Below are 12,655 nucleotides of genomic sequence, written 5' to 3'. Positions count from 1 at the left end.
GGGCGCCGGGTGAGGGCGCCGGGTGAGGGCGCCGGGTGAGGGCGCCGGGTGAGGGCGCCGGGTGAGGGCGCCGGGTGAGGGCGCCGGGTGAGGGCAGCGGGCGTGGGCGGGCGAGTCGAGGTCAGAGGGACGCGACGGCCTCGTCCTCGCGGTCGGCGTCGTCCACGTCACCCGTCACGCCTCGGGCCGCCGCACGACGACCGACCACGAACACATAGGCGAAGAACGCCACCTCGGCCAGCACGCCGATCGCGATGCGCGCCCACGTCGGCAGGCCCGACGGCGTCACGAACGCCTCGAGGACGCCCGACACGAGGAGCACCACCACCAGCCCCATCGCCACCCCGACCGTGGTGCGGCCGGCGGCGGCCAGGGACGCCATACGAGTCCTCGGGCCGGGCTCGACCCACGACCAGAACAGCCGCAGACCCACCCCCGCCGCCACGAACACCGCGGTCAGCTCGAGCAGCCCGTGCGGCAGGATCAGGCCGAAGAACAGCGCGCCCCGTCCGTGGCGGACCATCAGGGCGCCGATGACGCCGACGCTGATGACGTTCTGCAGCAGGACGTAGACGACGGGTGCTCCGAGCACGCCCATCGCGATGCACTGCGCGGCGACCCAGGCGTTGTTGGTCCACACGCGCGCGGCGAAGCTGGTGGCCGCGTGCTCGGAGTAGTAGCTCTCGAAGTCGGTGTTGACGTACTGCGCGACCTCGGACGGGCTCATCAGGGAGTTCTCGACGGTGGGGTTGTGATAGAACCACCAGCCCGCCGCGAACGCCACGAGCAGGCTGAGCGCCGTCGTCGTCAGCCACCACCAGCGCAGGTGGTAGAGCGTGGCCGGGAAGGTCTCGGTGAAGAACCGGGCGATGTCCCGCACCGACCCGGTCCGCGTCCCCGAGGCACGTCGCCGCGCTCGCGCCAGGACGCCCGAGAGCCATTGCACGACAGCGGGATCCGGCGCACTGGTGCGCACGACGGCGAGGTGCGTGCCGACCCGTTGATAGAGGTCGAGCAGGCGGTCGGCCTCCTCCGCGGAGAGCCGCGACCGACGCGTCAGAGCGTCGAGCTCGTCCCACTCCCCCCGGTGGGCCGCGACGTAGGCGTCCAGGTCCACGACCCCACCCTAGCCCGCGCCCCTCGCGGACCGGGCCGGCCCCGCCCGCTAGGCTGCCAGACATGCAGCCGCCCAGGTCAGCACGCCCCACGATCGGTGTGGGCGAGGACGATCTCGTCACCGGAGACGCGGTGGCGCTGCGCGTGCCCGCCGCCGGGCCGGGGTTGCGCGTCGCGTCGGGCGCGATCGACGTCGTGTGCGGGGCCCTGCTGCTGTTCGGGCTGTCCCTGGCCTTCGGCGGCGTGCTGGGCAACCTCGACGACGCGGCCGGCGCGGCGCTGGTCCTCACCACGGTCGTGACGACGTTGGTGATCCTGCCCGCGGTCATCGAGACGCTGACCCGCGGACGGTCGGTGGGCAGGCTCGCCACCGGCACCTGCATCGTGCGCGACGACGGCGGCCCGGTGGCCTTCCGCCAGTGCCTGACGCGCTCGCTCATCGGCTTCCTGGAGATCTGGAGCACGAGCGGCGCCGTGGCCTTCTGCGCGGTGGTGCTCACCGCGCGCGGCAAGCGGCTCGGTGACCTCGCGGCAGGCACGTATGCCGTCCGGGACCGCCTCCGGCTGCAGCTGCCACCGCCCGTGCCGCCCGCCCCCGAGCTGTCCGCGTGGGCCGCGAGCGCCGACATCGCGCCGCTGCCGGACGCGTTGTCGCTGGCCACCCGCCAGTTCCTGCACCGCCGCGACGGCCTCGAGCCCGTGGCCCGGGCCCGCATCGCCCAGGAGCTCGCCGCGACCGTCGCGCAGCACGTCATGCCGCCACCCCCGGCCGGCACCCACCCCGAGGCCCTGCTGCAGACCGTCGTCGCCGAGCGAGGTCGCCGCGACGCCCAGCGGCTGGCCCGCGACGCCGCCACCCGGCACCGCGTCCTGCCCCACGTCTGAGCGCCTGCCCCGAGACACCTCCGCCGGCTCGATCGCCGCAGCTCCGATCGCCGCAGCTGCGACAGGCGGCAGCCGCGATCAGGTCAGCTCGGCATACCCCGGCTTGATGACCTCGTCGATCAGGGCGAGCCGCTGGTCGAAGGCGATGAACGCGGATTTCATCGCGTTGATCGTCACCCAGCGCAGGTCCGTCATCGTCCAGCCGGCGTCGCGCACGAGCAGGGTCATCTCCTTGCCCATGCTCGTGTCGCTCATCAGGCGGTTGTCGGTGTTGACGGTCACGCGGAAGCGCAGGTCCTTGAGCAGCGTGATCGGGTGCAGCGCGATGCTCGGCGAGGCGCCGGTCTGGACGTTGCTGCTCGGGCACATCTCGAGGGGGACGCGCTTGTCGCGGACGTAGGCCGCCAGCAGCCCCAGCCGCACGTCCCGCACGTCGGGCAGCTGGTCGTGCTCGGCCGCCCACTGCGGATAGGCGACGCCGTCCACCGTGAGGTCGTCGACGATGCGCACGCCGTGGCCGAGCCGGTCGGCGCCGCACCAGGTCAGCGCCTCCTGGATCGACGGCAGCCCGAAGGCCTCCCCCGCGTGGATCGTGAAGTGGGCGTTCTCGCGGGCGAGGTACTGGAACGCGTCGAGGTGCCGGGTGGGCGGGTAGCCCGCCTCGGCCCCCGCGATGTCGAAGCCGCTGACCTCCTGCTCCCGGTAGCGGACGGCCAGCTCGGCGATCTCGCGGCTCATCGCGGCGTGACGCATGGCGGTGAGCAGCGCGGTGACGCGGATCTGCCGCCCCTCCTCACGAGCCAGCACCTCGCCCTCGCGGAATCCCTCGTTGACGGCCTCGACGACCTCCTCGAGGGTGAGGTCCCGCTCGAGGTGCAGCTCTGGCGCATAACGGATCTCGGCGTAGGCGACGCCGTCGCGCGCCAGGTCCAGGACCTCCTCGCGGGCGACCCGCCGCAGCGCGTCCGGCGTCTGCATCACCCCGACGGTGTGCGCAAAGGTCTCGAGGTAGCGCACCAGGGAGCCGGAGTCCGCGCTCTCGCGGAACCAGCGCCCGAGGTCGGTCGCGTCGTCGGCGGGCAGGGCGTCATACCCCGTCTCGCGGGCGAGCTCGAGGACGGTGGCGGGCCGCAGCCCGCCGTCGAGGTGCTCGTGCAGGAGCACCTTGGGTGCTCGGGCGACCTGCGGGTCGACGTCGTATGCCGGGGAGCTGCTGTCTCGACTGGTCACCCTCACGACCCTACCGGGGGTAGAGGCATCGACCGGCCCTCGTTCGCCAGGCCGATGCCTTCGCCGGGGGTAGAGGCATCGACCAGCCCTCGTTCGCCAGGCTGATGCCTCGGCCCGCGGCGGGTCCTGGGCCAGCTCGCCCGGCAGCGAGGATCCCGGACCCGGGACGCCAGCGCGTCAGTCCTCGTCGCGGTGGACGCCCTCCGGGGTGAACGCCGGGGTGCAGATCGCGAGGTATGTCGCACCCTCCGGCCCCACCCGATAGCGGATCCGCTCGCCGGCGCGGGTCACGATGCTCTGACCTGCGAGGACGCTGGTGGGGCCACCGTCGTGGTCCACGACGACCTCACCGCCCAGCACCACCGTGACCTCGTCGAAGTCCGGCGTCTGGTAGGGCTCGGTCCAGCCGGCGGGCGCCTCCATGCGGGCGACGGACACACCGCGGTCGCCCGTCGAGGCGGCTCCGACGTGCTCGTCGATGATCTTGCCGCCGGGGACGGGGATGCGGACGGGGTCCGTGATGAGCTCGGGCATGCCAGGAGCCTACCCATCCGCGGCACACGAGCCCGTGTCTCTATGTCTCTATCCAAAGGACACCCGCGATGTCCTTTGGATAGAGACATAAGGACACACCCTTGTGGGCGAGTGCACGAGCAGATGTGAGCGCTTCGTCTCGTGCGCGAGGTCAACTCGATCCCCGCTGGCGTGGGGCCGACAGCTTGAGGAGGACCAGCATGCGCGAACGGGAGGGCTCATCCCCGCTGGCGCGATGCCCGCCCCCCCCTCTCGCCGACCCCTACCCCGACCTGCTCGCCCGTTGAGCCCGAGGCGGCCTGCCCGAGAGCGTCAGCGCTTGGACTTGCGGGCGTTCATCACCAGGACGACCACGCCCGTCAGCACGAAGACCAGGGCGGGCAGGCCGATCCGGACCGGCTGCCACACGCTCATGATCGCCAGGGGCACCAGGACGATCAGGCAGATCAGCACCGCCAGCACCTTGCCGGTCGTCTGGTTGCTCATGAGGTCTCCTTGTCGTGGTGGAGGGTGCGCCAACGGTCCGCGGTGATGGCGAACCGCCGGTAATGGGAGGGGATCCCGCGGTAGACATGATCCTCTCCCGTGCCCGTCTCGTTCATCCCGAGGCCCTGGAGGATCCGCACGGAGGCAGGGTTGGCGCCGACCGCCTCCGCCCACACCTCGGCGAGCCCCAGCGCGAGGAAAGCATGCTCCAGTCCGGCCCGCGCGACCGCCGCGCCGAGGCCTCTCCCCCACCGCTCTCGACCGCCGACGAGGTAGCCGAGCTCGTGCCGATGCTCGTCGGTCCCGTGGAGGTCGACATAGCCGACCAGACCGCCGTCGAGCTCGGCGCCGAGACGGAGCAGACCGGGCCCGAACCCATCGGACAGCCTTGAGAGCCAACGGTTCTCATGCTGCTCAACCGTGAGCCCACGGCTCCACTCCGCAGCCCGGCAGAACTCGTCGTCGGCGCCCCAGGACGCGAGGACCGGGGCGTCGGCCACGGACAGCTGCCGCAGCGAGACGACGTGATGACGACCCACAGGCGTCATACGGCGGGTCAGGAGAGGACCGAGCCGAGGCGCCGCAGCCCCTCGGCGACGATCTCGGGGCCGGTGCCGACGTTGAGGCGGATGTGATCGCCCCACCGGGCGCCGAACTCGCTGCCGATCCCGACGGCCAGCCTGGCCTCCGCCAGGAGCTTCGCCGCCGGGTTGTCGCCCAGGTCGAGGCCGCTCGCGTCGATCCAGGACAGGAAGGTCGCCTGCGCCGGCACCGCGACCCGCGACCCGGCGGGGAGCCCGTCTCGCACCTGCTGGTGGTGGGCGGCGAGGTCGGTCACCAGCGCGTCGAGCCACGGGTCTCCGTCGCGATAGGCGGCCTCAGACGCGAGATAGCCGAACTGCCCAGCGTGCCAGGGCGTCTCGTACGGAAGACCACGAGACAGACTGTCCCGCATGACATCCGACGCCGAGACGATCAGGGCGGCCTTGAGCCCGGCGAGGTTCCACGCCTTGGAGGCCGCGTGCACCGCGATCCCCTGCTGCCGGGCCGCGTCGGAGACGGTGAGGTATGGCGTGAACGTGTGCCCGGGCAGGGTCAGCGGCGCGTGGATCTCGTCGCTCAGCACGACGGCGTCGTAGCCGGACACGAGATCCGCCAGGGCCGTGAGGGACTCGCGCGAGTGGACCCATCCGACGGGGTTGTGCGGGTTGCACAGGAGCACGGCCTTGGCACCGGCCCGCAGCTCGCGCTCGATGCCGTCGAGGTCCAGCGCGTAGCCTGAGTCCGACTGCCGCAGAGGGACCTCCACCGTGCGCATGCCCGTCTCGCCACCCCAGCGGAAGAACGGCGGATAGACCGGCGGCATGATGATGAAGGCGTCCCCGGGCGACAGCAGCGCCGAGATCGCCGCCATCATCCCCACGGACACGTCGCCGCACAGGGTCACCTGGTCCGGGTCGACGTCCCAGCCCCACCGGCGCCCCGCGAAGCCGGCGAACGCCTCGTGCAGGCCTCGCCCGAAGCTCGGGTAGCCCGTGTCGCCCAGCGCCACAGCGCGATTCAGCGCCTCGGCGACGGGCGGCGCCAGCAGGCAGTCCATCTCGGCGACCGGCATGGGCAGCACGTCGGGGTCGTAGAGCGTCCACTTCGCGCTGCGTCGCGCGCGCAGGTGCGGCAGGTCGAGCCACTCCACGTGTGCCGCAACGCCGCTCATGCGATCCGCTCCATCACGACGTCGGGGCGCTCGGGCCGGTCCTCGCCGATCGTCCACGCACCCTCGAGGGAGGCGACGGCCCGGTCGAACCGCTCGGGCGTGTCCGTGTGCAGGGTCAGCAGGGGCTGCCCGGCGGTGACGGAATCGCCTGGCTTGGCGTGCATCTCGACGCCCGCACCCGCCTGCACGGGGTCCTCCTTGCGCGCCCGTCCGGCGCCCAGGCGCCACGCGGCGACCCCCACCGCATAGGCGTCGAGCGACCGCAGCACCCCGCTCGCGGGGGCGTTGATCACGTGCTGCTCCGTGCTCGTGGGCAGCTCGGCGTCGGGGTCGCCACCCTGGGCGGCGACCATGCGGCGCCATACGTCCATCGCGCGGCCATCGGCCAGCGCGTCCGCGGGGTCCACATCCGAAACCCCCGCGGCAGAGAGCATCTCGCGCGCCAGCGCGACCGTCAGCTCGACGACGTCCGCGGGCCCGCCGCCGGCGAGGACCTCGACCGACTCGCGGACCTCGAGCGCATTGCCGGCCGTCAGTCCCAGCGGGGTGGTCATGTCGGTGAGCAGCGCGACCGTGGTGACGCCGGCGTCCGTCCCGAGATCGACCATGGTGCGGGCGAGCTCGCGGGCGTCGTCCACGGTCTTCATGAACGCGCCGGACCCGACCTTGACGTCCAGGACGAGCGCGCCGGTGCCCTCGGCGATCTTCTTGGACATGATCGAGCTCGCGATCAGCGGGATGGCCTCCACGGTGCCGGTCACGTCACGCAGGGCATAGAGCTTCTTGTCGGCGGGGGCCAGGCCGGAACCCGCCGCGCAGATCACGGCGCCGACGTCCTCGAGCTGACGCATCATCGCGTCGTTGGCGAGGCTCGCCTGCCAGCCGGGGATGGACTCGAGCTTGTCGAGCGTGCCTCCGGTGTGGCCGAGCCCGCGCCCGGACAGCTGTGGCACCGCGACGCCGCAGGCCGCGACGAGGGGCGCGAGCGGCAGGGTGATCTTGTCGCCCACGCCGCCGGTCGAGTGCTTGTCGGCGGTGGGGCGCGACAGCGAGGAGAAGTCCAGCCGCTCGCCGCTCGCGATCATGGCCGCGGTCCACCGCGAGATCTCCTCGCGGCTCATCCCGTTGAGCAGGATCGCCATGGCCAGGGCCGACATCTGCTCGTCCGCGACCGCGCCGCGCGTGTAGGCGTCGATCACCCAGTCGATCTGGCTGTCGCTCAGCGGCTGGTGGTCGCGCTTGGCGCGGATGACGTCGACGGCATCGTGCTGCTCACTCATGCCCAGACCCTACCGGGGGCGCGGACGCAGGACGGCATAGGCCACCACCCCCGCCAGGAGCCCCCAGAAGGCCGACACGATGCCGAGCGCCTGCACCCCGGACGCCGTGACGGCGAAGGTGATGAGCGCCGCCTCGGTGACGCTGCGGTGGTGGTCGCCCTCGTGCATGGTGTCGTAGATCGAGGCCTGCAGCGGCGACAGCAGCGCCACCCCCGCGAGGGCCGTGAGCATGCCCGCCGGTATGGCGGAGAACAGCGACACGATCGTGTCCGCCGCAAACCCGCCGAGCACGTAGAAGAATCCGCACGCCATGCCTGCCACGTAGCGGCGGTCGTGGTCGGGGTGGGACTCCTCGGAGGTGGCGATGGCGGCGGTGACGGCGGCCATGTTGAGCGCGTGCGACCCGAACGGCGCCGCCAGCACCGACGCCACCCCGCTCGCGCCGAGCAGGAGGCGGTCGTCGGCGTCATACCCGCTGTTGTGCATGACGATCAGGCCGGGGGCGTTCTGCCCGACCGCGGTCACGATGAGCAGCGGCAGGGCGATGCCGAGGATCGCGTCCCAGGACCACGTCGGCGTCGTCCACGTGGGCGTCGTCAGCGTGAGCCGCACCGCCATGGCCTGCGCCTGCCCCGTCACCACCGCGAGCACGCCGCCGGTCGCGAGCGCCAGGAACACCGCGTAGCGCGGCTGCCACCGCCTCCCCACGAGGTAGCCGAGCACGAGCCCGCCCGCCACGACGGGCTGTCCGACGACCGCGGCCGCCACCTTGAGGGCGAACGGGAACAGCACGCCCGCCAGCACCGCCGCCGTGATCGGTCGCGGCACCGCCTGCAGGAGGCGCCCCACCAGGCCGGTCGCCCCCAGCAGCACGGACACGACGCCGCACACGACATAGGCCCCGATCGCGTCCGAGGACCGGTAGTCGCCGAGCGACGTGATCAGCAGCGCCGCACCCGGGATCGACCAGGCGACCATGACCGGCTGCTTCGTCCACCAAGACGTGACGAGGCAGACGAGCCCCGAGCCCACCGAGATCGCCCACACCCACGAGGCGGTGAGCTGCGGTGACAGCCCGCCCGCCCGCGCCGCCTCGAGCACGACGAGCAGCGGGCCGGCATACGAGATCGCCACGGCGACGAACCCGGCGAGGACGGCGGACAGGCTGGCGTCGCGGCGCAGGTCAGGACGGGTGCGGGTTGCGGTGGTCACGCGGACCTCTCGGAGCGGGGGCACCGGGAGCGCCCGGCAATGGCCGCGACCACGCTAGCCGGGGCGGCACCGGGTCACCCCGGGGAGGTGCCTAGGACTGGCCCGGAGGTATGGCGCCCCCGGCCGCCCGATGAGGCGCCCTCATCGCCTGGCTCACTTGACGCATCGTTAAGTGCTCGCCATGCTGGATACATGTCAACGAGCAGCAGCCAGGGCGGTCGGTTCAGCAACGCCGCCGCCGAGTCCAAGAGCCGGGTCCCCCAGCGCGTGTCGAGCACCGCGGGCTGGTATGTCGTCAGCGTGGCCGCCGTCTTCGGCGCCTGCCACGCGCTCGTCTACCAGACGCACGCGATGGAGTGGGGAGGGATCATCCGCTTCGCCGCCCTTTTCGTGACGGCCGCGGGGACGACCTGGCTGCTGCGGCAGACCCACGCCCACCGCCAGGTGCATCCCCGCGGGCACCGGGCGGCCATGGTGGCCGGGATCGCCTGGATGCTCGCGCTGGTCCTCGTGGCCGGGTGGTTCTGGATCGTCCCGGCGAAGGGGCACGACGTCGGATGGGCGTGGACCTCGCTCGTCGCCGTGGCCGGGGCGCTCCCCCTCGCCCTCGTCGGCGCCCGACTCGTCCGGGCCGCCCGGTGACCCTCGCCGCCGCACGGCAGTCCTTGGACGACGCCGTTCACTCGCCGGTCCGCCTCACGATCATGTGCGCGCTGGCCAGCGTGGACTCGGCCGACTACCAGACGCTCAAGGACGCCCTCGACGTGAGCTATGCGCTGCTGTCGAAGCACGCGGCGATCCTCGAGGACGCCGGATATCTCGTGTCGGAGAAGACCTTTCGGGGCAAGACGCCCCAGACGCACTTCCGGCTCACGCGCGCGGGCCGCGCGGCGCTGGCGGCCCACCTCGAGGCGCTCGACGAGATCGTGCGCGGCCTCGCGTCAACCTGAGCGCGTGGACCCGGACGTCGCCATACCCGCCGGGGGCAAAGGCATCAGCCTGGGGAACGACGGCCGGTCGATGCCTCCGCCGGGGGCAGGTCTGCGCGGTAGCGCGCGAAGGACGGCACGAGCGCCGACGCCGCCAGCACCAGGAGGACCACGAGCACGCCACCGGCCAGCGTCGCCCACGCCGCCCCCACCAGGCCCGCCGCATAGCCGTGCGCCACGTCCGCGATGCGGGGCCCACCGGCCACCACCACGATGAAGATCCCCTGCAGCCGACCACGCACCTCCGGCGACGCCGCCGACTGCAGCATCGACTGCCGGAACGCCGCCGACACCATGTCCGCCGCCCCGGCCATGGCCAGGGCGACCGCCGCCAGCCAGATCCACGGATGCAACCGCCCGTCGGCCGGCAGCACCGCCGCACCCGCCAGCGCGACCGCCACGCCCCACGCCACGATGCACAGCACCACCGCGCGGCCGTGCAGCTGCACGCGCGACACCCACCCGGAGAACACCCCGCCGAGCACCGCGCCGACCGGGATCGCGGCGAAGAGCACCGCGAAGGCCAGCCCTCCCCCGGCCTCGCCGCCCAGGTTGACGTGCGCGATCTCAGGGAACAGCGCCCGCGGCATCCCGAAGACCATGGCGATCAGGTCCACCACGAAGCTCATCATCAGGACGGGATGCCCTCCGAGATATCGGATCCCGTCGATCACCGAGCGCAGCCCGGGCGCGGATGAGGGCGCCCCGTCGTGACGCTCCGCGGGCAGCGGGGGCAGGCGGCGGACGGCATACAGCGTGGCGAGCAGGCAGATCGCATCGGTGAGATAGAGCCACGAGAAGCCGACGAGCGGGATCAGCGCACCCGCCACCAGCGGCCCGGCGATCGCGCCGGCCATGAACAGCGTCATGTTGAGCGCGTTGGCCGCGGGCAGCAGGTTCATCGGCAGGATCGACGGCAGCACCGCGGTCCGCGTCGGCTGGTTGACCGCGAAGAAGGCCTGCTGCACGGCGAACAGGCCCAGCAGCAGCCAGACGTTCGTCGACCCGAGCGCCGCCTGCAGCCAGAAGCCGAGCGTCGAGACGATCAGCCCGACGGTCGTGAAGGTCAGCAGCCTGCGCTTGTCGACGTGGTCCGCGAGCGCCCCGCCCCACAGCCCGAACACCACGAGCGGGACGAGCCCGAAGATCCCGGTCAGACCGACATAGGCGGAGGAGCCGGTGTCGGCGTAGATCTGCGCCGGGACGCTCACGATGGTCAGCTGGGCGCCGATGACGGTGATGATGTTGGCGGTCCACAGCCGCCGGAAGTCGCCGTGCTGCAGGGGCCGGGTGTCGGCGACGACGGAGCGCAGGTTCACCGGGACAGCCTAGGTCCTCGCCCCGCCTCTCCCCAGCGTCGCCACCGTCGCCACCGTCGCCACCGTCGCCACCGCCGCCGGGCAGGAGCAGGATGGGCCGTATGACGACCGCCCGCCGCCCCGACGACCACTACCTCGCGCGGCTGCCGGACGGGACGGTCAAGCAGGTCAACCCGTTCACCGGCACGCAGGTGTGGACGGTGCCGGGGCGCGGCAACCGGCCGCTCGGCGCACCCGCCCTGGCCGCCGCTCCCGTGGCCGAGGACGAGCGGGACCGGTTGTGCGCGTTCTGCCCGGAGCGCTACGCCGAGACGCCGCCGGAGAAGTCGCGCCTCGTGAGAACCCGCGCCGGCCAGGCAGATCCGGGGTGGGCGACGCTGACCGGCCTGTCCCGCACCGAGCTCCACGACTCGGTCGCCGAGTTCCGCCGGGTGCCGAACCTGTTCGAGATCCTCAGCTACGACTACTGGCGGCTCAACCACGGCGTCACGCTGCCCGCTGCGGCACGCGCACGACGCGACGCCTACCTCGCCGACCCGGCCGGACGCGCCCACGTGCTCGCCGTCGCCCGCGCCAAGGCCCTCGCCGGCGGGGCCACGGCCGAGGCGTGGGAGCTGCTCGACGAGGGGCAGCGGCTCGCCGGGACCGAGGCGTTCTTCGGTGGCGGGCACGACGTGATCGTCGCGCGCCGTCACCTGGTCGACGGCGCCACCGACACCAGCGCCCTCGCCTCGTCGGGCACGCTCACCCCCGAGGAGCACCGCGCCTACGTGGGATTCACCATCGACGCCATGGCCGACCTCTACGCGAGCAACCCGCACGTGCGCTACGTCGCGGCGTTCCAGAACTGGCTGAAGCCCGCCGGCGCGTCCTTCGACCACCTGCACAAGCAGCTCGTCGCCATCGACGAGCTCGGCACCCAGGCCGAGCAGGAGCAGGAACGGCTGCGCCGCCACCCCACGCTGTATGCCGACGCGGGACCCGCCCTCGCCGAGCGCGCCGGGCTCGTGGTCGCCCGCACGGAGCACGCCGTCGCCTACGCCGGGTTCGGGCACCGCTACCCCACCCTCGAGGTCCACTCCCTCTCGCCGCAGCGCGAGCCCTGGCGCCAGCAGCGCCACGAGGTCGACGCCGTCGCGGACCTGCTGCACGCCCTCCACGCCGCCACCGGCGTCCACGTCCCCTGCAACGAGGAGTGGCACCACACCCCCACCGGCGTCGACCTGCCCCTCCCCTGGCGGATCGTCCTCAAGTGGCGGGTGTCCACGCTGGCGGGGTTCGAGGGCGGCACCAAGATCTACGTCAACACCATCGACCCGTTGGCGCTCCGCGACCGGGTGGTCACCCGCCTCCACGCCCTGGCCGACGAGGGACGGCTGGCGGACGGCATACGGCTGTCACCTCCGACCCGGCCCGATGCGTCTCACCAGGCATGACCACCTCCCAGGCCTCACCATGAGCCGCTCCCCGGCGGGCTTCGAGGAGTTCGCGCGGGCCAGCGCCCGGTCGCTCTCCGGCCGCGCCTACCTGCTCTGCCACGACCACCACCTCGCCGAGGACCTGGTGCAGGAGACGCTCGCCCGCAGGTACGTCCGCTGGCGGCACATCGACCACGTCGAGAGCCCGGCCGGCTACGCCCGCGCCGCCCTCACCAACGCCTACATCGACCGGACGCGCCGCCGCAGCCATCACGAGCCGCCGCTGGCCGAGGTCGCCGACACCGGTGTGCCCGACCAGGTCGACGGCGTGCCCCGACGGGTCACGTTGCGTCGAGTAGTGGGGGTTTCGCGGTGCGGGCGTGCCCCGACGGGTCACTTTGCGTCGGATGGCGGGGGTCTCGCGGTACCGGCGTGCCCTGACGGGTCACTTTGCGTCGGGAGAACTCCGGCG

At 72.7% G+C, this 12,655-nt stretch carries 14 protein-coding genes; 5 read left to right on the top strand and 9 right to left on the bottom strand.

All coding sequences use genetic code 11. From position 1 onward, the window contains the following. Positions 1-121: 121 nt before the first annotated feature. Positions 122-1,117 (bottom strand): stage II sporulation protein M, encoded by a 996-nt coding sequence (locus tag K313_RS0118410; RefSeq protein WP_029212862.1) that lies wholly within the window; start codon positions 1,115-1,117, stop codon positions 122-124. A gap of 62 nt (positions 1,118-1,179) precedes the next feature. Between K313_RS0118410 and K313_RS0118405 the strand changes: the two genes are divergently transcribed. Further along, entirely contained in the window at positions 1,180-2,001 is an 822-nt protein-coding gene (locus K313_RS0118405) for an RDD family protein (RefSeq protein WP_034254327.1), read from the top strand. A 78-nt stretch (positions 2,002-2,079) separates the two neighbouring features. On the opposite strand, the gene K313_RS0118400 is transcribed toward K313_RS0118405, so the two are convergent. From K313_RS0118400 to K313_RS0118370, 7 genes are all read right to left on the bottom strand, one after another. Next, positions 2,080-3,231 (bottom strand): adenosine deaminase, encoded by a 1,152-nt coding sequence (locus K313_RS0118400; protein ID WP_029212860.1) that lies wholly within the window; start codon positions 3,229-3,231, stop codon positions 2,080-2,082. Positions 3,232-3,408: 177 nt separating this feature from the next. After that, a complete protein-coding gene (locus K313_RS0118395; protein ID WP_019284168.1) occupies positions 3,409-3,765 on the bottom strand; it encodes a cupin domain-containing protein in 357 nt (118 codons plus the stop codon). Between the two features lie 312 nt (positions 3,766-4,077). Further along, positions 4,078-4,251 carry a hypothetical protein gene (locus K313_RS23730; protein WP_019284169.1) on the bottom strand — a complete coding sequence of 58 codons (174 nt, stop codon included), beginning with the start codon at positions 4,249-4,251 and terminating at the stop codon, positions 4,078-4,080. Continuing rightward, entirely contained in the window at positions 4,248-4,799 is a 552-nt protein-coding gene (locus tag K313_RS21740) for a GNAT family N-acetyltransferase (protein WP_084413039.1), read from the bottom strand. Before K313_RS21740 ends, K313_RS23730 begins: the two co-directional genes overlap by 4 nt. Positions 4,800-4,807: 8 nt before the next feature. After that, on the bottom strand, positions 4,808-5,965 hold the full coding sequence (locus K313_RS0118380; RefSeq protein WP_084413037.1) for a MalY/PatB family protein: 1,158 nt from the start codon (positions 5,963-5,965) through the stop codon (positions 4,808-4,810). Continuing rightward, positions 5,962-7,245, bottom strand: coding sequence for a thymidine phosphorylase (locus K313_RS0118375; RefSeq protein ID WP_029212857.1), 1,284 nt, complete (start codon positions 7,243-7,245; stop codon positions 5,962-5,964). Before K313_RS0118375 ends, K313_RS0118380 begins: the two co-directional genes overlap by 4 nt. A gap of 9 nt (positions 7,246-7,254) precedes the next feature. Then, the gene (locus K313_RS0118370; protein WP_029212856.1) at positions 7,255-8,457 is read right to left on the bottom strand and encodes a benzoate/H(+) symporter BenE family transporter; all 1,203 of its coding nucleotides are present in this window, start codon (positions 8,455-8,457) and stop codon (positions 7,255-7,257) included. A 192-nt stretch (positions 8,458-8,649) separates the two neighbouring features. On the opposite strand from K313_RS0118370, the gene K313_RS0118365 reads away from it, so the two are divergent. Together K313_RS0118365 and K313_RS0118360 are read left to right on the top strand one after the other, a co-directional pair. After that, positions 8,650-9,099 carry a hypothetical protein gene (locus tag K313_RS0118365; RefSeq protein WP_029212855.1) on the top strand — a complete coding sequence of 150 codons (450 nt, stop codon included), beginning with the start codon at positions 8,650-8,652 and terminating at the stop codon, positions 9,097-9,099. Between the two features lie 23 nt (positions 9,100-9,122). After that, positions 9,123-9,407, top strand: a complete 285-nt coding sequence (locus K313_RS0118360) for a transcriptional regulator (protein ID WP_240484011.1) — start codon at positions 9,123-9,125, stop codon at positions 9,405-9,407. Positions 9,408-9,451: 44 nt separating this feature from the next. Here K313_RS0118360 and K313_RS0118355 read toward each other — a convergent pair whose 3' ends face one another. Further along, the gene (locus K313_RS0118355) at positions 9,452-10,765 is read right to left on the bottom strand and encodes an MFS transporter (RefSeq protein ID WP_029212853.1); all 1,314 of its coding nucleotides are present in this window, start codon (positions 10,763-10,765) and stop codon (positions 9,452-9,454) included. Positions 10,766-10,866: 101 nt separating this feature from the next. Between K313_RS0118355 and K313_RS0118350 the strand changes: the two genes are divergently transcribed. After that, positions 10,867-12,201 carry a DUF4921 family protein gene (locus K313_RS0118350; RefSeq protein WP_029212852.1) on the top strand — a complete coding sequence of 445 codons (1,335 nt, stop codon included), beginning with the start codon at positions 10,867-10,869 and terminating at the stop codon, positions 12,199-12,201. 19 nt (positions 12,202-12,220) lie between these two features. Beyond that, positions 12,221-12,655 (top strand): sigma factor (locus K313_RS22735; RefSeq protein ID WP_029212851.1); only part of this gene is annotated, 435 nt, incomplete at its 3' end.

This window comes from Arsenicicoccus bolidensis DSM 15745, assembly GCF_000426385.1.
GTDB lineage: Bacteria > Actinomycetota > Actinomycetes > Actinomycetales > Dermatophilaceae > Arsenicicoccus > Arsenicicoccus bolidensis.
The sequence above is the reverse complement of the archived record's forward strand: the minus strand, read 5'-3'. Positions and strand labels throughout refer to the sequence as shown.

Excerpts from the sequence above, each read along its gene's own strand:
- K313_RS0118405 (WP_034254327.1), top strand. The coding sequence starts at position 1,180 with ATGCAGCCGCCCAGGTCAGCACGCCCCACGATCGGTGTGGGCGAGGAC.
- K313_RS0118395 (WP_019284168.1), bottom strand. The coding sequence starts at position 3,765 with ATGCCCGAGCTCATCACGGACCCCGTCCGCATCCCCGTCCCCGGCGGC.
- K313_RS23730 (WP_019284169.1), bottom strand. The coding sequence starts at position 4,251 with ATGAGCAACCAGACGACCGGCAAGGTGCTGGCGGTGCTGATCTGCCTG.
- K313_RS21740 (WP_084413039.1), bottom strand. The coding sequence starts at position 4,799 with ATGACGCCTGTGGGTCGTCATCACGTCGTCTCGCTGCGGCAGCTGTCC.
- K313_RS0118380 (WP_084413037.1), bottom strand. The coding sequence starts at position 5,965 with ATGAGCGGCGTTGCGGCACACGTGGAGTGGCTCGACCTGCCGCACCTG.
- K313_RS0118375 (WP_029212857.1), bottom strand. The coding sequence starts at position 7,245 with ATGAGTGAGCAGCACGATGCCGTCGACGTCATCCGCGCCAAGCGCGAC.
- K313_RS0118365 (WP_029212855.1), top strand. The coding sequence starts at position 8,650 with ATGTCAACGAGCAGCAGCCAGGGCGGTCGGTTCAGCAACGCCGCCGCC.
- K313_RS0118350 (WP_029212852.1), top strand. The coding sequence starts at position 10,867 with ATGACGACCGCCCGCCGCCCCGACGACCACTACCTCGCGCGGCTGCCG.